This window comes from Coprobacter tertius, from assembly GCF_024330105.1.
GTDB lineage: Bacteria > Bacteroidota > Bacteroidia > Bacteroidales > Coprobacteraceae > Coprobacter > Coprobacter tertius.
This window is the reverse complement of record NZ_JANDHW010000002.1, coordinates 51494-70255: the sequence shown is the minus strand read 5'-3', so window position 1 is coordinate 70255 and position 18762 is coordinate 51494. Positions and strand designations below refer to the sequence as shown.

Sequence of the window (18762 nt, the reverse complement as noted above, 5' to 3'; positions counted from 1 at the left end):
GTTTAATTACAGGGGGCAAAGGTATGTAAAAAACTAATGCGTTATAAAAAGTTTTATCAATTTCTATCATTTCTTTTATATTTTAAATAGTAGCTTTCTTTCGTAATTCTCATTAAAAGCAACGATTGAAATTAATAAATGACAGAATCTCTATTACAGCTTAATCCCTTTAGCCGCTTAATATAAAAGAAAGAGTAAAAGAATATCAAACTTATAGGCATGGAATAACTTTCCTGTTTTTTAACTGTTTTAATACCTTTTTTTGCCAGTAAATAAAAGCCAAAGCAGCAAGGATTCCACCTACATACCCGATATACGAAATAGAACTATAAGTACATATTCCACCTCCAATCAACGTGCCGCATCCTATCCCGAGATTAAAAATTCCTGAAAATATCGACATAGATACAGGTGTAGCACTCTGAGGTGAATTATTTATTATTTCTGCCTGCATAGCAACATTAAAAGCAGTAACTGCCATACCCCAAAATGCGCACAATAGAATTATTAAATATGAGTTAAAAGAAAACGGATATATTAATATTAGACAAAAAGAGACACTGAAAATTACAATACCGACAAATGCATATGGATATTTACCATAATACTTAGAAAAGAACAAACTGCCTAATATGCCTGCACCTCCGAATATCATTAAAGTCGACGTTATCCAACTGTCTTTCAGTCCGGCAACCTGTTTTAAAAAAGGTTCGATATAACTATATCCGGTATAATACGATGTCGCTATTGCAAACGAAAGTAAATATAGCCCTACTAATAACTTATTCTTCAATAATACAGGAAGCCTGTGTAATGAAAAACCACCATGGCTCGGGACTTTAGGAAGAACAAATATTAAATACAGGAACGTTATAAATGCGAAAACTCCTACGCATAAAAACGCCATTCTCCATCCGATATGCAAACCGATTATACGGCCTAACGGAAGCCCCAAAATCATCGCCACTGAAGTTCCCGTTACAATCATACTCAATGCAAGAGGCCGATTTTTATCGGGAACTATACGAACAGCTAAAGGTGATACGATAGACCAAAAAACAGAGTGAGTACAGGCTACACCTATTCGTGAAGCCATCAAAGCTCCATAATTAGCCGAAACAGAAGAAAATACTTGAAAACCGACAAACAAAACAAGTGTAAAAAGCAACAATTTGCGTAATTCTATTTTAGAAACAAGCAATATCAAAGGCAAAGAAAGTAAAGTAACAATCCATGCATATACAGAAATAAGTAATCCTGCATGAGCCTCGGTAATCTTAAAATCTTTTGCAATATCGCTTAATAAACCGATCGGTATAAATTCTGACGTATTAAAAATAAAAGCAGCACAAGTTAGACCTATTAGCGGGAACCAACTTTTCACAGACATATTATTTCCCATAAAATTATTCGAAGCATTTCCTGCTTGTCTTTATTATGTTTTGATGAATGCGGACAAAGGTATAAAATGAGCAGGAAAAACAGATTCTCATTATCTCTTTTTTCCGATTCGACAGATAAAAATAACAGAGTTGTTTTACATGCCCCCAGATATTATAAAATGGTATTATGACAATTTCCATATCGAAAATACATTCTTCTTCCTTTCATTATTAATATATTACTTACCTTTGCAATTTGTAAATCAATATTATACAATGAGCATAACGATAAGTGTAAACAATATAGTCCCACGCATCCCCGAACTACGTTTTAACGAACCTGTATTTTGGGAAATGAAAGATAATGAACAGTGGGCATTTGTAGGTCCCAATGGTTCGGGTAAAACATTATTCTCCGATATATTACAAGGTAAGATCTCGCTGAAGGAAGGTAATATTCGTTTTTCCCATAATGAAAAAACCAGTGAAATTATAAAATCGATCGCATTTAAAGACATTCATTCCTTTACCGACAGTCGTAATACTTATTATCAACAGCGTTGGCACTCGACCGAAACAGATGACGTTCCTACTATTGGCGAGATATTAAAAAAATATACGACCGGAAAAGAAACCGATCGTTTTATGCATCATTTTAACATCGAAGAGATGCTTAGTAAAAAAATCATATCTCTATCAAGCGGAGAATTACGTAAATTTCTTATTTACAAAACTTTAATGAGTAATCCTAAAATACTTATTCTCGATAATCCGTTTATAGGACTCGATGCGGCATCACGTATTCAGTTGAACAATCTATTACAGGAAATGGCATCAGTACAAGAATTACAAACCATACTTTTACTGTCCGACCCTTCCGATATTCCCGACTCTGTCACTCATATCCTTCCTTTCTTCAAAAAAAAACGACCTGTTCCCGCCACTCGAGAGGAGTTTATTAATAACAAAGCATACATCGAGCAACTATTTCCATCCGGCAAAGAAACAATATCTTTACCTGGTTCTGAAGACAGCATATCACAACACGATGTTACCTTCCGAATGGAAAAAGTAAATATAAAATACGGTAACCGCACAATTCTGAAAAATATAGACTGGGAAGTGAAAAATGGCGAAAAATGGGCATTGTTAGGACCGAACGGAGCTGGAAAATCGACTTTACTCAGTCTGATTTATGCCGATAATCCTCAATCTTATGCCAATACATTCTATCTTTTCGATCGAAAACGAGGAAGCGGAGAAAGTATATGGGAAATAAAAAAGCACATCGGATATGTCTCTCCCGAAATGCATCTATATTATACCGAAAATGTACCTTCAGTAGAAATTGTAGGATCGGGATTTTTCGATTCCATAGGATTATATCGCAAATGTAACCCCAGTCAGGAAATAACAGCTATAAAATGGATGCATATCTTCGGTATCGATCACTTAGCCCAACGCTCTTTCATTACCCTCTCATCAGGTGAGCAAAGACTCGTATTGCTGGCAAGGGCATTCGTAAAAAATCCCGATCTTCTTATTCTCGACGAACCGTTACACGGTCTCGATATTTCGAATAAAAACAGAGCGAGCCGTATTATCGAACAATATTGCGACCAACCCAGCAAAACCCTTGTATACGTAACCCATTATCCGCAAGAAATGCCAGCTTGTGTTAATCATACATTTAAACTTACTAAAAACGTTTGAACCTGCGAGATATTTTTTAATTTTGTATGAAGTACAGAAAAATTCGATCAAATTATGAGTATATTAAAACAAGGCGTTCCTGTAGGGCTGGCTTCCGATCACGCCGGATTTGAAATGAAGCAGTTCGTTATAGAGCTTTTAAAAGAAAAAGGAATCGAATATCACGATTTCGGAACATATTCATCCGAAAGCAGTGACTATCCCGATTATGCACACCCGTTGGCAATCGCTGTAGAAAAAGGAGAATGTTATCCGGGAATCGCTATTTGCGGAAGCGGAAACGGCATAAATATGACTCTTAACAAACATCAGGGCATACGTTCGGCTCTTTGCTGGACCGTAGAAATAAGCCGTTTAGCAAGACTGCATAACGACGCCAACATATGTGCCATGCCAGGACGCTTCATCGATAACGAAACAGCTCGTCATATCGTGGAAACCTTCCTTGAAACACCTTTTGAAGGAGGGCGACACCAAAAAAGAATTGACAAGATTCCATGCCGATAAATAAAATACAAAAGGGGATATCGATATCCCCTTTTATTTTATCTTTCAGTAAAAAAGTTATAATGCTACTTTCTGCGTTACTGTTCCCACTTTGACAATATAAATGCCTCGTGCCTGTATTTGTATTTCGGTAAGCCCCGGCCCTACATAAGGATTAGCGACTAATTGCCCCAATATACTGAAAACTTTCGCCTCTACCCTTTTCGGAGAACGTACATAAATATAACCGTCGCTGCTATATATTTCTATACCATCTGCATTCGCTGCACTCGCCAATCGTATCTGCGAACCGCTATCGGAAGAAACAGCCGTTTGTTTCTGTATAACCGGGTCTCCGGAAGAATTCTGAATACCAACAGGCTGAGACAATGCTGCGGCCGAGACTGCATTCATCAGACAGCAACCACATAACATAATACCCAATGCCTTTATCGTTTTCATATTCTTAATTTTAAAGAACCTATAAAAATGGATATAAAGATACGGCTTTTCCACAATAAAAAAAAGAATTCGCCGTTAATTATCGAAAAACGCTCTTTTATCCTATCTAAATATATAACAAGCCGATCATATATTTTGATTTCAGAATCTACTTGAAATTAAAAAAGATATATTTGTATATAAATAATATACTATAGACACTATTAATTATATTACCGGTGCTTTACTTGTTATCATTAGTATATTTGCATAAAAATATCCCTGGCTAATAGCAGGTTACAACTCTTTATCGGATGAAAAGGAAAAAGAAGTTGATATAAAAGTCCCGCCCGTATCGTAAGAAATAACATGATGGTAATGGGATGTGGTATCATTGCTTCACAAGCGTTACTCCACCTATTCAACTTTCAAGTATTTATCGATTTTATCATTCCTATATTCTTATTCCACATTACGGTATATATGTTATTTCAGGCTCATAAATACACACATAACACCCATATCAACCTGCTTTATCACAAATCGAAAAGTAACTGAATTATTATAGTCGTATTAACTATTGCCGGAGAATTTATTTATAATACCCGGTCATCAGAAATAAAGGTTAATGCAGACGCAATCACCATTACGGGTAGTTACGGACAAACTATCCCTTTTTCCGATATAGAATCGATAGAATCTATACCCCCGATACGTTTACGTACAAACGGATTTTCATGGATGAACGTACAAAAAGGTAATTTCCTGCTTAAAAATGATTTGCCCGCCATCCTATATTTACAAAAACCCGAAAGCCCGTACCTATATATCGTTCGCCATCCCCCCCCCTTTGTTACATATCAATTATAAAAACGACGATAAGATACAGGATATTTACAAAAAAAATATGCGTCCATACTTTACCTAAAGAAAGCATTTGAGCTAAAATCAGTTATCCCATTTATACTTACGTTTCGGATTACGTGGAAACCACCCCTTCTTTACTCGCTCTTCCTGTTCGAATATTTCTTTAATCGTCCAAAAAGAAGAAAATGCGAAGACGCCCGACAGAGCTGCGACAAGAATATTATCTACAAGCAAAGAAAGAACAATGCCACCAAGGCCAAGAACAAGAAACAACCACCAACAGCGGGTTCCCCAATAATATTCGGCTTTTACAACGACCGGATGAAATATCCCTATAATCAGAAAAGTCGAAATTCCGATAATCAGTCCAAGAAGATGCCAAGTCTGTAAAAATTCCATACCTTAACTATTTTAAATATATTTATAAAAAAACACTCCGGTAAAAACTTTTTTGCCAGAGTGTTCGCTATCTTTAAAGACCTGTCAGGGATATTACGATCATTCGCTATCGTCCTACCCTAAAAAGATCAATAATTGTTTTTCTTCCGTTCGAAATAAGCCTGAGGATGCTCGCAAGCGGGACATTTCGCCGGTGCTTTTTTCCCCTTATGTACATATCCACAATTGCGGCATTGCCACTCTATTTCTTCCTCTTCTTCAAAGAATTTTCCGGCTTCCACACGTTCGAGTAATTTCCGGTAACGAGCTTCATGTTCAGCTTCTACACGCGCTACCATACGGAAAGTTACCGCAATTTGAGGAAATCCTTCCTCATCGGCTATGCGTGCGAATTCAGGATACAACTCAGCCCATTCTTCATTTTCACCTGCAGCTGCTGCGCGAAGGTTTTCTTCTGTAGTCGAAATAATACCGGCCGGATATGAAGCGGTAATTTCAACCATTCCCCCTTCGAGATATTTAAAAAACTTTTTAGCATGTTCTTTTTCTTGTTCGGCAGTTTCCATAAATACCCCGGCAATCTGCTCATATCCTTCTTTTTTAGCTACACTGGCAAAAAAAGTATACCGACTGCGAGCCTGAGATTCACCTGCAAATGATTTCAACAAATTCTGTTCTGTTTTTGTTCCTTTGACACTTTTCATAATCGTTAAGTTTTTAAAAGTTCTTGTTTTCAATCTATTTCATATAACCCACTAATTGTAATTGTATATCAGTAAGTTCAAAACCGGAAATACACTTTTTTCCGATATATTCCCGGATCATTCGAGTAAGTTCTTCATCCCGAAAATCCAGTATCTTACGGCTATCGGCACAATAAATATGATAATGTTCACTCATATCCCAATCGAAACACATACGATTATCGGCCGTATTCACTTTACGTATCAGGTTTTTCTGAACTAAAAAATCGAGACTATTATAAATCGTAGCTGTAGAAATAGCAGGAAAAGTTTCTTTCACCTTCCCGATAACATCCTCCGGACAGGGATGCTTCAATCCGGTTAAGGCCGAATATACGGCTACCCGTTGAGGAGTTACCTTTATCCCCCGGGAGCGAAATAATTCTACTATTTTTGTGTGCGGTAACATTCCCGTATCCTTTTCTTTTGTTTTTTAACTCCGCAAAGTTAATTAGAATAATTCTAATATAGAAATATTTCTAAATATTTTTCACCTAAAAAATTTTCTTTTTCAATACCACTATTGCAAATATTTACAAATATCTTTATCTAATATCCTGCTACCATATATGCCTTGCATATTCGATACCATCATTATTTTTTCCCTGTTTTTATACATTTTCTAATATACAAATCTAATCATTTCACTTAAAAAGTAATAACAAAAAAATTTATTTGAGAATATTTAATACACAATACAAACCGACATATTCTATAAGATTCCCCAGTTATACGCATCATCTACCCCCTCCCATACGATATTTTTCCTTACTCATAATAGAAAGGCCTGTCTGTTAACAGACAGGCCTTTCTAAAAACCTATATTCAAAATAATTACATAATACCTCTCTCTCTCAATTTTTGCTGCCACTTCCATGCCGAAGCCAAAGTATCTTCCAACGATTCTTCAGCAATCCAACCCAATTCTTTATTAGCATGAGCAGGATTAGCCCAAACTTTTTCAATATCTCCTTCACGGCGACCTACGATCTTGTATTTAACCTTTACCCCCGTTGCTTTTTCAAAGGTATTTATCAGTTCCAATACCGAAACTCCTCTTCCGGTGCCCAGATTAAATACTTCCACATTATCTTTCGACTGTCCAGCGATCATACGATTAACAGCGATTACATGAGCTTTTGCCAAATCTACTATATTTATGTAATCCCTTATACACGAGCCATCGGGAGTATCGTAATCATCTCCATACACACTCAATTCCTGCCGTATTCCCATAGCAGTTTGCGTAACATAGGGCAATAAATTCTGAGGTACGCCTAAAGGTAATTCTCCGATTTCGGCCGACGGATGCGCGCCAACAGGATTGAAATAACGTAAAATGATCGACTTATAAGGTACTCCCGAATAAACGGCATCTTTAATTATTTCTTCACAGATCTGCTTGGTATTCCCGTAAGGAGACAAAGCCGGTTTGATAGGAGCCTGCTCATCTACCGGTAGTACATCGGGTTGACCATATACAGTACAAGAAGACGAAAATACAAGTGCTTCAACCCCATATTCCGGCATAAGATCCATCAAATTCAATAAAGTAACCAAATTATTGCGATAATATAATAACGGTTTCTGTACCGATTCACCGACTGCTTTACTAGCAGCAAAATTGATAATTCCTTTTATCCCTTTATTCTCTTCAAAAACTTTTCGCAATGCTTCCTTATCCTGTACATCCATCTCGACAAATACAGGACGTATCCCTGTTATTTTCTCGATACCATCGATAACGCCGGCATTCGAATTCGAAAGATTATCTATAATAACCACCTCATAACCTGCATTTTGTAATTCTACTGCAGTATGAGATCCGATATAACCGGCTCCTCCGGTCACCAAAATTTTCCCTTTCATTTGCGTGCTATTTAGTGTAAAAATGTAAACAAATTTAATTTATTTATTCTCTACAAAGATAGAGATAAAAAACGAAAATAAGAGCAGATAAATACAAGAAGGTTGTAAACAAAAAATTTTGAGGAAAATGGATTGTAAAAACAAAAATTTTAGTGATTTATATTTTAATCAGGAATTCAACAAAATATATTCAAACAGACTAAAATCAACATTCAACAATCCTTTTTTGGACCGCTAAAAAGAAAGGTGTAAGACCAATTCAATTCATCCGCTAACAAAAAATAATACCTTTGCCGATAGCCATCTTTTACTAAAATAAATTTGAGATTTCTCTATTTATTTTCTATAATTGTAAAAAATATAGATAACCATGAAATACCGTAGTGCCAGAATTTTCAGAACGTGGTATAAGATTCATCATAAAAAAATCGCAACAGATAGTTCCGATTACGAGGAAAACTTCATGGGAACTTATCATGATTTATCGGAGGAAAAACGGATAAAAGGTTTCTTTGAGATGTTCCACGGACACAAACCAGATATCGCCGGCTATCTTCCCTCTATACTTAAAATAGCTGAAGACGGGCAAGCTATTTATGAATTTTTGCAGAATGCCGTAGATTGTCATTCTTCGGAGTGCCACATATTTTATGATAATAACTACTTCCTGGCTATTAATAATGGCCGTCCATTCTCGATCAATGAGTTAGTTTCTCTTCTCAATATCGCTCAGAGTCCCAAAAAAGATGCCTCGCAAATCGGTCGTTTCGGTGTCGGTTTTAAACTCATACACCGTCTTGTCGGATCAGGAGACGGCACAAACGAACTCGTGAATAAATATAAAGGTCCATTACTTTTCAGTTGGTCTCAATTACAGGACCTTCAACAATTTCTGACAGATGACACGGTAGAATACGACAGTGATTTCAAAAACGAGAAATATCCTATTCTGTTGAAAATTCTATTAACGAACTTTCCCGCCGATGTAGAAGAAGTTGTTAAAGATATCTCATACGAGGACCGAATAGTATTCTCCAAAGAGGAATTATCGGCTATGAAACATTTTATGTATGAAAGAATATCTGAATACATTAATTCCAGTTACCGGATATTTTCGCAAGGAAGTGCATTTTTTCTAAAATTAGGAGATGGGAAAAAAGAACTTCTGGACCGTAACTATGACGATTTGGTTAATGGAATTCAATATTCAATGAATATTCTCAATCTTTCTCGCATTTGCATAAACAATCAGACAATCAAAAAATTTCCGTTACAAAAGGAGACTTTTAATATTACGTGTAATAGTGAAGCATTTATCCGCATAAATCCTGAATACAAAGAATTTCCCTTAAATATCACATTCGGTTATCCCAAAGATTTCTCGCTGTCGCATCAGTTGAAACAATCTCCGAATTTTTACAAATATTTTCCTATGGGAGATGAAATCAATGGCTTTGATTTTATCATACATTGCGATGGCTTCAGCAATGAAGTAAACCGAAGAAAGTTACAACACGATCCAATAAATGAAAATCTTCTACCCGAAATTGCCAAGCTGTTAATAGCCAGAATGGAAGATTATCGATGCTCGCAACCCCAGCGCTTTATTCAGATTTATGGGAATCTGCTTTTGTCAGATGTTCCCGACAAACAGAACAACGAATGGTTGAAGCCAGTTTTTTATCAATATCTTAATACGTATATTCGCAAACATATTCCTCTTGCCGGTGGTGGATGGGGAGACGATCCGCAAAAAATAAAAATAAAAGATGTAAAATTAGACATCCGACTAAGCGATTTAGGATTCCCTCATTACGACTGGTTTTTATGGGATTCCAAAAACAAAGAGTTCACAGAACATGCACGTGATGACCAGAAACTCGGTCTTGAAAAATGGGATATACGCGATATTGCAGAGCAATCGGATCTCTCTCTTCTGAATCACTGGATAGCCGAGCTCGACCAAACTCAATATAGAAATTTCCTCCGAGAATTAAATAAAGACGAATTACGAATCGCAACCAAAGAAAGGCTTTCTAAAATTGCTCTATTCAAGTTTTCCGATGGTTACTTCCATGCCATAATCGAACTCTCTCAGAATGATAATTTGATTTTCATAGCGGATAATCGAATGAAAGAAATCAAAGAAATTCTCATCGCATTAAATTACATCACAACCGATGACGATATTTCAGAGTTCATCTATCTTTATGAAGCAATCAAAGAGAAATGTATCACAAGAGAAAACAAATTCTTCGATTCGCTCGCTGAACGTTGCAAACAAATTCATCTGACACCCAACCAGAAACAAAGACTTATCAGAAATCTGACTAATCCAGAATTTTGGTCAGAAATTCATAATGAAAAATTAGGCTCATTGCAGTTATTTTGTAACAGAAAAGGAGAAAATCAGCCACTTAACACATTATTACTTCCTGATATTCAAGTTCCGGGATGGCTCAGCCCATACAAAATTGCCGAAGATGAATATACACCTGAATTAGATAATTTATTAGTCGGACTTTCAGACGTGTATTCAAAAATTATTCTCCCGAATCAAACGGAAATACTCGAAAATGTCGTCGACCAGCCATCATTCTATCAGGAAATCATCACATTTTGTCAATCAGATGAGAATATCCCTTCTGCCTGGGATAAAATTTTCATCGATGACCAAATTGGTTACGTTTCATCCGATAAAGTATTCTATCATCCCGATTTAAGCTCTGTAGATAAGTATAATGCATTAAAATCGGCAATACTTCTCTTAAACGACCAATATGTTCCGGAGAAATCAATCGTAAAATATCTGGAAGAGCCACCTTTTTCATTGAAACCGAAACGCATTACAGAGTTAAACTTCAATGACGACGTAGTTCTTACGCAACAAGAAGTGTCAGCTTTACTCGATTTATGTATAGCGACAAAAGACAATTTTTTCGATAACTATATCATTACCAAATCCAATGGTAGCTTTACCCTAATACCGAAAACTTATGATACGTGCCAGATTCGGATTGCCGCAAAATGCCGTAAATTCATTGAAGAACATTTCTCCGGAATTTATTATGTTTTGCCCCAACAATTCAATTTATACAGAGATAAAGTAAATGGTATTATTGAAAAAGACGAATTATACGAAGACATCGTTTCCCGACTCGATGTAGATAAATATAAAGAAGAATTGACGCAAATCTTTCTGACAGAAAGTGCGAAAAAATTATTTCTTCAAAAACTAAAAACCCTCCGATTAGATTGCGATCGTAATTACACAGACAGTGATAGTGAATATACAATTCTCGAATGGGCTTGTCTCTTATTGAAGTCTGACGAAGAAATTGAAAATTTCAGAACCAAAATAATCATCACATACGGAAATGAATCCTACAGCCTGAGGGAAATCCACCCAATATTAGATCAAATTTCGATCGAAGAGGTAACGCTTCCTTTGTCAAAAATCCTTCCCCATTATTGCAAATCGATTGATCATTTGAATGTAATCATCGAAAATTTCAAACAAATTGGAGGGCGTATAAATACAATTATCGGTATTCAGGCCCAAGCTGAACCAGAACATTACTATTCGCTATTGATCGAAGAACTCGATACTTGCAGTGACAATAAGACCCGTATCATTAACAATACAGAACAGCTGATTTTTGTTCTTCTCTATCAGCGAATAACCGATGTTCACGATCCGTTCTGTATTTATACTTTAGAAGGAGACGAATATCTTTACGATCTCGGTTCAATGAGCTATTCGTTTGTTTACAAAGACTTTATCAAACCATACAATATAATCGATTTCAAGCGATATCATGACCTGGAGAAATATAGGAAACTACTGTTGGAATACGATCATAATGAATTGATATTCTTAAATGGACCGCTGGATAATACGAATACAATCCTATGCGATATGATTTTGGATGATATGAATGACAATCAGCGAATCTCCCTGATAGAATATCTCTATACCGTATCTAAATCTATCGATTCCACCATTAAATGGAACGATAACGAGGCTAAAATTAAAATTCTCGGATTCGATCCGAAAAAAACAATTTTTGCTCCTATTAAATATATTCGCTCAGAAGAACATTTGCCGGAATATCTTTATCAGTGGATAACAGCAGACTCCTCCCGCAATACACTATTATCTGCTCTTGAAATCAATTGTTCCGAATCTCCATTAATACAATTACGTGCCGCAATACTTGATGACCGGCCATTCGATATACAGGATATGTTGGGCATATCCCCCTGGTCGCTTATGCAAACATTATCCTGGATATGTGATAACAAACTGACTTTGAACGGAGAAAACCAGCGTAACATATTGGAAAAATTATTCAAAAGTTTAGAATACGAAATTACGATTTCCCGATCATATGATTTAACCGAGTCTTACGAAGAATTGAAAGGGGCTGTTTATGAAAGCTTAAAAGAAAGCACCGGATACCGGATTTATTTATATGACGGGAAACTCATCTCGAAAGTTTGTATACGTGAGTTCGGAGATTATGTTTTTTGCAATGAAGAAAACAATGTCGCCTGGTTAGATGATAACAGCATTTTCATCAATCGCCATACAGATCTTTTACAGACACTCTCGCATTTCATAGAGCAAAATAATTTTCCACTAAAACTTAGCGAACTTTACGGTGCTTGCATGGGTGATTTCAATCATGATACTTTTTCACTAAACCAAGAAGAGATGACTCTTATCGAAAATCTCCGAGTTTTACCTGAAGAAAAAAAACTTGCTCTGATAAAATACGTATATAATCAAAGTCAATCGCCAAAAGAAACGTCTGAAATGCAACAGTCGTTAAAACGCTATAACCAAAATTCGGGAGATCAAGCCGAGCAATATGTATATGATGCATTGGTCGCCCGATATGGTGCAAACCGAGTAAAATGGACCAGCTCTAAGAACCCACTCAATGAGGGGCAGGAAACGACCGACGAATACGACTATGAAGTATATGACGAAAAAGTAGAACATGTAATCTACTATATCGATTGCAAATCAACAACCCAACGAAAATTATCCGGCCCGACAGATATTTTTTGGACAGAATCAGAATGGGCATTTTTAGAAAATAAAAAAACATCTGATTACATTGTTGCAAGAGTATTTGATTGCCGTGCAGACCAACCGCCAATTACTTACCTGCATGTGGAATGCATCGATCTCGATAAGTGAAAAATAAAAGAAAAATATTTATGCAAGTGATTTAAGAACGAGCAATCCATCATCTCGGGTTATCGAATATATTGAGTTTATCTCCATTCCGAATCTTTTTTGAACAGATAACCAGATACCTATTACGTAATTTTTTATACAACCTTTGTAAAACAGAAAAAAAAACATATCTTTGCACCGCTTTTCGAAAGACCCGTGTGATGGGAAATTAGGAAGCAAGACTAATTTTGAGTAACACAATTAATTTAACGACAATGAAAACATTCCAATTAGAAGGTACCCCGAGAACGATCGCCGAACGTTCGAGCGAACAGAAAAAAGCGATAAAAGCTTTGCGTAAAGAAGATCTTATTCCTGCCGTATTATACGGAGGTACAGAAAATATACCTTTTACCGTTTCTAACGATGCCGTACGCAAACTCGTATATACCCCTGAAATATATGCGATCGAACTTACCGTAGGTAAGAAAAAAACGATGGCTATCGTTAAAGAAATCCAGTTCCACCCGGTAAACGACAACATCCTTCACATGGATTTTCTGGAAATCAACGATCAGAAACCCATCGTAATGGAAGTTCCGGTAGCTCTCGAAGGTCACTCAGAAGGTGTAAAAGCCGGTGGTAAGTTGAGTCTCGAAATGCGTAAACTGAAAATTAAAGCTCTTTATACCAAAATTCCCGAAAAACTGGTAATCAACATCGATAACCTGGGACTCGGAAAAACGATGCAGGTAGGAGAACTCCACTTCGAAGGTCTCGAAATCATGAATGCTAAAAATGCGGTTGTTTGTGCAGTTAAGCTGACAAGAGCAGCCAGAGGTGCTCAGGCAAAAAGCGGTAAATAATCATAATTAAATGAAGTATTTGATCGTAGGGCTGGGGAATATCGGCTCCGAATACGAAAATACCCGGCACAACATAGGATTCAGAGTATTGGACGCTTTAGCTAAAGCGTCCAATCTTGTTTTTACCGACGGTAGATACGGCGCAACCTGTGAACTTAAAATTAAAGGTCGCACCCTCGTATTACTCAAGCCATCGACATATATGAATTTGAGTGGAAACGCTGTCAGGTATTGGCTTCAGAAAGAACACATCCTCGTCGAAAACCTGTTAGTCATCGTAGATGATCTGGCTCTTCCGTTCGGCACGTTACGACTGAAACCCAAAGGAAGCGATGCAGGGCATAACGGACTGAAGCACATTTGCCAAATACTCGGAACAAACATATATGCACGATTAAGATTCGGTATTGGAAACGAATTTCAACGCGGTCAGCAAATCGAATATGTATTAAGCAATTTTTCTCCCGAAGAAGAATGTGAACTCCCACAAAAAATGGAAAAAGCCGCAGAGATCATAAAAAGTTTTTGTCTGGCAGGAGTACAGCTCACAATGAACCAATATAATAATAAATAACCTTCGTATGGGAAAAGAAGACGAAGTAAGAATCGATAAATGGATGTGGGCAACCCGCATTTTCAAAACCCGCACGATTGCAGCCGAAGCCTGTAAGAAAGGGCGTGTCTCTTTACAGGGTACAAATGTTAAACCTTCGAGAATGATAAAAACAGGAGACATTATACAAGTAAGAAAACCTCCTGTGACCTATTCTTTTAAAGTATTGGCTCTTACCGAAAAAAGAATGGGTGCCAAACTCGTACCCGGATTTCTCGAAAACGTAACTTCACCCGATCAACTGGAGATACTGGAATTAAGCCGTATTAGCGGTTTTGTTAATCGTAGCAAGGGATTAGGACGCCCGACCAAACGTGACAGTCGCGAATTGAAAAAATTTACCGAACAGGAATTTTATGACGATGGTTTCGACTTCGACTTCGATTTTGACGGAGAAGACGAATAAAATCGAACAAATTTCGTTTAAAAATGTTATCACACACAAGGAATTACTCCTTGTGTGTGTTTTTTTAATACCCGGCTATATGAAAATATATTTTCCGTCTTTACCTCCGAAACCGGAATTGAAAAAGATTTTATACACCGTCATTTTCAAAACCGACACGCCTGCCGGAAAAAACTTCGATATAGCCTTACTTGTTACGATTGTATTCAGTGTGCTTCTGGCAATGCTCGAAAGCGTAAGGAGTCTGCAAAATTTTCGCAACCTGTTCAGGATACTGGAATGGATTATTACCGTCCTGTTCACGATCGAGTATGTCCTACGCATTTATTGCAGCCCCAACAAAAGAAAATACATATTTTCATTTTACGGTATTATCGACCTCCTTGCTATACTACCGTCTTTTTTAGGAATACTTTTCAGTACGACCCGTTATCTGAGTATCGTCAGGTCATTACGGTTATTAAGGATATTCCGTATCTTCAAATTATCCCATTTTGTAAAAGAAAGCGACCATTTGGCCGACTCTCTGAAACGAAGCTTCAGTAAGATACTTTTGTTTTCTTATTTTATCATCATCATGGTTACCATTCTGGGTTCGATCATGTATATGGTCGAAGGAAATGTAAACCCCTCTTTCTCCAATATTCCCGAGAGCATATATTGGGCGATCGTTACCATTACGACCGTAGGATACGGGGATATTACCCCGATAACATTCACCGGACAACTTATTTCCTCTATGGTAATGCTTCTGGGGTATTCGATTATCGCTGTACCCAGCGGTATTTTTACCGCAGAAATGATCAGACCTTTGCGTAAAAAAAACATAATATGCGATAACTGCGGAAACAAAGAGCACGACAAAGACGCAAAATACTGTAAACAATGCGGAGCTTCGTTGCCCGATACAAAAAATAAACAGAAAACCTGAAATTGCCCGCCCCTCCCTTTCAGATTATATTTTAAAGAAAAAAGTACGATTTACAGTAAAAAAAAGTAACTTTGCAATACCGAAATATATCGATTTAAAAATATCTATCTTAATATAAAATACAATGGAAACTATCGACTGGTCTTCATTATCGTTCGGTTATATGCCAACCGACTATAATGTACGCTACACTTACAAAAACAATGCGTGGGGAGAAATGGAAATCACCGATTCGCAAACCGTAACCATGCACATCGCATCTACCTGCCTTCATTACGGACAAGCAGCTTTTGAAGGATTGAAAGCCTTTCGCGGGAAAGACGGAAAAATAAGAATTTTCAGACTGGATGAAAATGCAAAACGGTTGCAAAGTTCCTGTCGGGGCATCATGATGCCCGAGCTATCTCTCGAAAAATTTAAAGACGCAGTTATAACCGCCGTTAAAAAGAACGAACGCTTTGTACCGCCCTACGAGAGCGGAGCCTCATTATATATACGTCCGGTCCTTTTCGGAACAGGAGAACAAGTAGGAGTAAAACCGGCAAAAGAGTATGTCTTCATTATTTTCGTTACTCCCGTAGGGCCTTATTTTAAAGAAGGTTTTAAACCTACCCCCATGGTCATATTGAGACAATATGACCGAGCTGCCCCTCTGGGTACAGGTACTTTTAAAGTAGGCGGTAATTATGCCGCCAGCCTTGTTGCCGGTGAAAAGGCCCACGAAATGGGTTATTCTGCCGTACTTTATCTCGACGCTAAAGAAAAAAAATACATAGACGAATGCGGTCCCGCCAACTTTTTCGGAATCCGCGGCAACAGTTATATTACACCGAAATCTACTTCTATCCTTCCCTCTATAACCAATAAGAGTCTTATGACCATCGCCGAATCTTTGGGAATGACAGTCGAACAACGCCGTGTACCCGAAGAAGAACTGGAGACTTTTGATGAAGCCGGCGCATGCGGTACAGCAGCAGTCATCAGCCCGATCGAAAGAATAGATGATCTCGATCGCAATAAATCTTATGTTTTTTCTAAAGACGGAAAACCGGGAGTGATCTGCGAAAAACTTTATAACAAACTCAGAGCCATACAATACGGTGACGAGACCGATACTTTCGGCTGGATAACGATTGTAGAATAAATCATAATGAATCCCGGATTGCAAACAACAATCCGGGATTAACTTTTTTTATTACTTTTATCCGAACAAATATTCATACTTTTTGTTTATATATTTTATATATAATGAAGAGGTATATTTTATGCTATTTTAAAGGGATATACAGTAAATATGGATTACAATTCGTCAGCATCTGAAGAAGAACACTCTTCTGTTCATAAAGATATCGAAAAAAGATTCGGTATAAATCATCGTTTTTTTAATAAGGTAGGTATATTTGTATGCAAAAAATGCGGAGCTCCTTTGTTTCATTCGGCCGATAGATACGAATCAGATAATAAAGGGCCATTTTTCGATGATACGATCACCAACTCGGTAAGTCCGGTAATCGACAAAAATAAACCCAATAAACGTATTGTATGCACACATTGTGCATACGAATTAGGGTATCTCTCTGTTAATGAACACTGTACAAGAAAGGGAAAAAGATATAGCGTTAATTTATCTGCTGTACGATTTATCGAAATAAAATATCACCTATGATTAAAAAAGCATGGTTTGCCTTAGGATGCTTCTGGGGAGCCGAATATTATTTTACAAAACTAAAAGGAGTGGAAAACACCTCGGTAGGTTATATGGGCGGTAAAACAGAAAATCCGTCTTACAAAGATGTGTGTACTCAAATCACAGGTCATTACGAAACAATCGAAGTAGAATACAATTCTGAAAAAATAAGCTACGAGAAACTCGTACGATATTTTTTTGAAATTCATGATTTTACACAAACCGACGGACAAGGACCAGATATCGGTCCGCAGTATCAATCGGTCATATTCTGGTCCGACCCCAAAGAAAAAGAAATTGCGGAAAAGCAAATCGACATTCTAAAATCAATGGATTATAAAGTGGCGACAAAACTGTTACAAGCCGAAAGATTCTGGCCGGCAGAAGAATATCATCAAGACTATTACGAACATAAAGGAACCGAACCTTATTGCCATAAATATCACAAAATATTTTAACGACACTGGCTCCCCCGGTACCTTACAAAACCAAGGAAAACTTTTTGACAAAAAATAGGGAATGGTAAAATGTTTGTCAACCTCTGGTATATTCAATAAAGATTTTGTATCATTGCAAGTCATATTAAAGAGCAGGACATGAACCCATTAACAATAATCGAAAAATATTATACCCCCGGGAGCAAGTTATACGATATATTAGTCGACCACAGCCGCTTGGTAACAGAGCGAGCTCTTGCGATCGCTAAAGCCCATCCCGAACTGGAAGCCGATCAGGATTTTATTGCCGAAGCTGCCATGTTGCACGACATCGGAATATTCCTCACCGACGCTCCCGACATAGAATGTTACGGTTCCCGGCCCTATATATGCCACGGAACATTAGGAAGCGAATTACTGAAAAAGGAAGGGCTTCCTTTGCACGCACTGGTTTGTGAACGTCATACGGGAGCAGGACTCTCCTTAAATGAAATCATAGGGCAAAACCTGCCCATTCCCCATCGCGATATGCTTCCGGTAAGCATCGAAGAACAGATCATTTGTTTTTCCGATAAATTCTATTCCAAATCCGACCCTCTCAAAGAAAAAAGCATCGACCGCATACGCAAAAGTATGGCAAAATACGGAGAAGCCTCTGTACAACGATTCGAAGCATGGTGTCAGGTATTTCTTTTCTAAAATATATTAAATAGCCTATAACCAATTATTAGTTG

At 37.3% G+C, this 18762-nt stretch carries 18 protein-coding genes; 12 read left to right on the top strand and 6 right to left on the bottom strand.

From position 1 onward, the window contains the following. Positions 1–211: 211 nt before the first annotated feature. A complete protein-coding gene (locus tag NMU02_RS02230; protein WP_255025814.1) occupies positions 212–1390 on the bottom strand; it encodes a sugar transporter in 1179 nt (392 codons plus the stop codon). A gap of 268 nt (positions 1391–1658) precedes the next feature. On the opposite strand from NMU02_RS02230, the gene NMU02_RS02225 reads away from it, so the two are divergent. Further along, entirely contained in the window at positions 1659–3095 is a 1437-nt protein-coding gene (locus NMU02_RS02225) for an ATP-binding cassette domain-containing protein (RefSeq protein ID WP_255025537.1), read from the top strand. A gap of 54 nt (positions 3096–3149) precedes the next feature. Then, on the top strand, positions 3150–3602 hold the full coding sequence (gene rpiB / locus NMU02_RS02220; RefSeq protein WP_255025534.1) for a ribose 5-phosphate isomerase B: 453 nt from the start codon (positions 3150–3152) through the stop codon (positions 3600–3602). 57 nt (positions 3603–3659) lie between these two features. Here the strand turns inward: rpiB and NMU02_RS02215 are convergent, their stop codons facing one another. Then, a complete protein-coding gene (locus NMU02_RS02215) occupies positions 3660–4043 on the bottom strand; it encodes a hypothetical protein (protein WP_255025532.1) in 384 nt (127 codons plus the stop codon). A 348-nt stretch (positions 4044–4391) separates the two neighbouring features. Between NMU02_RS02215 and NMU02_RS02210 the strand changes: the two genes are divergently transcribed. Further along, positions 4392–4580, top strand: a complete 189-nt coding sequence (locus NMU02_RS02210; RefSeq protein ID WP_255025530.1) for a hypothetical protein — start codon at positions 4392–4394, stop codon at positions 4578–4580. A gap of 390 nt (positions 4581–4970) precedes the next feature. Here NMU02_RS02210 and NMU02_RS02205 read toward each other — a convergent pair whose 3' ends face one another. The 4 genes from NMU02_RS02205 to galE all read right to left on the bottom strand — a co-directional run bounded on the left by NMU02_RS02205 (position 4971) and on the right by galE (position 7900). Beyond that, entirely contained in the window at positions 4971–5288 is a 318-nt protein-coding gene (locus NMU02_RS02205) for a DUF4491 family protein (protein ID WP_255025528.1), read from the bottom strand. 128 nt (positions 5289–5416) lie between these two features. Next, positions 5417–5995 carry a rubrerythrin gene (gene rbr, locus NMU02_RS02200; RefSeq protein ID WP_354003100.1) on the bottom strand — a complete coding sequence of 193 codons (579 nt, stop codon included), beginning with the start codon at positions 5993–5995 and terminating at the stop codon, positions 5417–5419. A 31-nt stretch (positions 5996–6026) separates the two neighbouring features. Continuing rightward, positions 6027–6440, bottom strand: a complete 414-nt coding sequence (locus tag NMU02_RS02195; RefSeq protein WP_255025522.1) for a Fur family transcriptional regulator — start codon at positions 6438–6440, stop codon at positions 6027–6029. A gap of 425 nt (positions 6441–6865) precedes the next feature. Further along, on the bottom strand, positions 6866–7900 hold the full coding sequence (gene galE / locus NMU02_RS02190) for a UDP-glucose 4-epimerase GalE (RefSeq protein ID WP_255025520.1): 1035 nt from the start codon (positions 7898–7900) through the stop codon (positions 6866–6868). Between the two features lie 370 nt (positions 7901–8270). Between galE and NMU02_RS02185 the strand changes: the two genes are divergently transcribed. The 9 genes from NMU02_RS02185 to NMU02_RS02145 all read left to right on the top strand — a co-directional run bounded on the left by NMU02_RS02185 (position 8271) and on the right by NMU02_RS02145 (position 18727). Beyond that, the gene (locus NMU02_RS02185; protein ID WP_255025519.1) at positions 8271–13109 is read left to right on the top strand and encodes a protein NO VEIN domain-containing protein; all 4839 of its coding nucleotides are present in this window, start codon (positions 8271–8273) and stop codon (positions 13107–13109) included. Positions 13110–13363: 254 nt separating this feature from the next. Then, positions 13364–13954, top strand: a complete 591-nt coding sequence (locus NMU02_RS02180) for a 50S ribosomal protein L25/general stress protein Ctc (RefSeq protein ID WP_255025518.1) — start codon at positions 13364–13366, stop codon at positions 13952–13954. Between the two features lie 10 nt (positions 13955–13964). Next, positions 13965–14528, top strand: a complete 564-nt coding sequence (gene pth, locus NMU02_RS02175) for an aminoacyl-tRNA hydrolase (RefSeq protein ID WP_255025517.1) — start codon at positions 13965–13967, stop codon at positions 14526–14528. A 7-nt stretch (positions 14529–14535) separates the two neighbouring features. Further along, complete coding sequence (locus tag NMU02_RS02170) at positions 14536–14973, top strand: RNA-binding S4 domain-containing protein (protein ID WP_255025516.1); 438 nt, start codon at positions 14536–14538, stop codon at positions 14971–14973. A gap of 79 nt (positions 14974–15052) precedes the next feature. Next, positions 15053–15904, top strand: a complete 852-nt coding sequence (locus NMU02_RS02165) for an ion transporter (RefSeq protein WP_255025514.1) — start codon at positions 15053–15055, stop codon at positions 15902–15904. A 124-nt stretch (positions 15905–16028) separates the two neighbouring features. Beyond that, on the top strand, positions 16029–17048 hold the full coding sequence (locus tag NMU02_RS02160) for a branched-chain amino acid aminotransferase (RefSeq protein WP_255025512.1): 1020 nt from the start codon (positions 16029–16031) through the stop codon (positions 17046–17048). 150 nt (positions 17049–17198) lie between these two features. Next, positions 17199–17570 (top strand): peptide-methionine (R)-S-oxide reductase, encoded by a 372-nt coding sequence (locus tag NMU02_RS02155; protein ID WP_255025511.1) that lies wholly within the window; start codon positions 17199–17201, stop codon positions 17568–17570. After that, on the top strand, positions 17567–18049 hold the full coding sequence (gene msrA, locus NMU02_RS02150; RefSeq protein WP_255025510.1) for a peptide-methionine (S)-S-oxide reductase MsrA: 483 nt from the start codon (positions 17567–17569) through the stop codon (positions 18047–18049). The genes NMU02_RS02155 and msrA overlap by 4 nt, the downstream gene beginning before the upstream one ends. 138 nt (positions 18050–18187) lie before the next feature. Further along, the gene (locus tag NMU02_RS02145) at positions 18188–18727 is read left to right on the top strand and encodes an HDIG domain-containing metalloprotein (protein WP_255025508.1); all 540 of its coding nucleotides are present in this window, start codon (positions 18188–18190) and stop codon (positions 18725–18727) included. Positions 18728–18762: the final 35 nt, after the last annotated feature.

Coding starts and splice junctions, on each gene's coding strand:
- NMU02_RS02230 (WP_255025814.1), bottom strand. CDS start 1,390: ATGTCTGTGAAAAGTTGGTTCCCGCTAATAGGTCTAACTTGTGCTGCT.
- NMU02_RS02225 (WP_255025537.1), top strand. CDS start 1,659: ATGAGCATAACGATAAGTGTAAACAATATAGTCCCACGCATCCCCGAA.
- rpiB (WP_255025534.1), top strand. CDS start 3,150: ATGAGTATATTAAAACAAGGCGTTCCTGTAGGGCTGGCTTCCGATCAC.
- NMU02_RS02215 (WP_255025532.1), bottom strand. CDS start 4,043: ATGAAAACGATAAAGGCATTGGGTATTATGTTATGTGGTTGCTGTCTG.
- NMU02_RS02210 (WP_255025530.1), top strand. CDS start 4,392: ATGATGGTAATGGGATGTGGTATCATTGCTTCACAAGCGTTACTCCAC.
- NMU02_RS02205 (WP_255025528.1), bottom strand. CDS start 5,288: ATGGAATTTTTACAGACTTGGCATCTTCTTGGACTGATTATCGGAATT.
- NMU02_RS02195 (WP_255025522.1), bottom strand. CDS start 6,440: ATGTTACCGCACACAAAAATAGTAGAATTATTTCGCTCCCGGGGGATA.
- galE (WP_255025520.1), bottom strand. CDS start 7,900: ATGAAAGGGAAAATTTTGGTGACCGGAGGAGCCGGTTATATCGGATCT.
- NMU02_RS02185 (WP_255025519.1), top strand. CDS start 8,271: ATGAAATACCGTAGTGCCAGAATTTTCAGAACGTGGTATAAGATTCAT.
- NMU02_RS02180 (WP_255025518.1), top strand. CDS start 13,364: ATGAAAACATTCCAATTAGAAGGTACCCCGAGAACGATCGCCGAACGT.
- pth (WP_255025517.1), top strand. CDS start 13,965: ATGAAGTATTTGATCGTAGGGCTGGGGAATATCGGCTCCGAATACGAA.
- NMU02_RS02170 (WP_255025516.1), top strand. CDS start 14,536: ATGGGAAAAGAAGACGAAGTAAGAATCGATAAATGGATGTGGGCAACC.
- NMU02_RS02165 (WP_255025514.1), top strand. CDS start 15,053: ATGAAAATATATTTTCCGTCTTTACCTCCGAAACCGGAATTGAAAAAG.
- NMU02_RS02160 (WP_255025512.1), top strand. CDS start 16,029: ATGGAAACTATCGACTGGTCTTCATTATCGTTCGGTTATATGCCAACC.
- NMU02_RS02155 (WP_255025511.1), top strand. CDS start 17,199: ATGGATTACAATTCGTCAGCATCTGAAGAAGAACACTCTTCTGTTCAT.
- msrA (WP_255025510.1), top strand. CDS start 17,567: ATGATTAAAAAAGCATGGTTTGCCTTAGGATGCTTCTGGGGAGCCGAA.
- NMU02_RS02145 (WP_255025508.1), top strand. CDS start 18,188: ATGAACCCATTAACAATAATCGAAAAATATTATACCCCCGGGAGCAAG.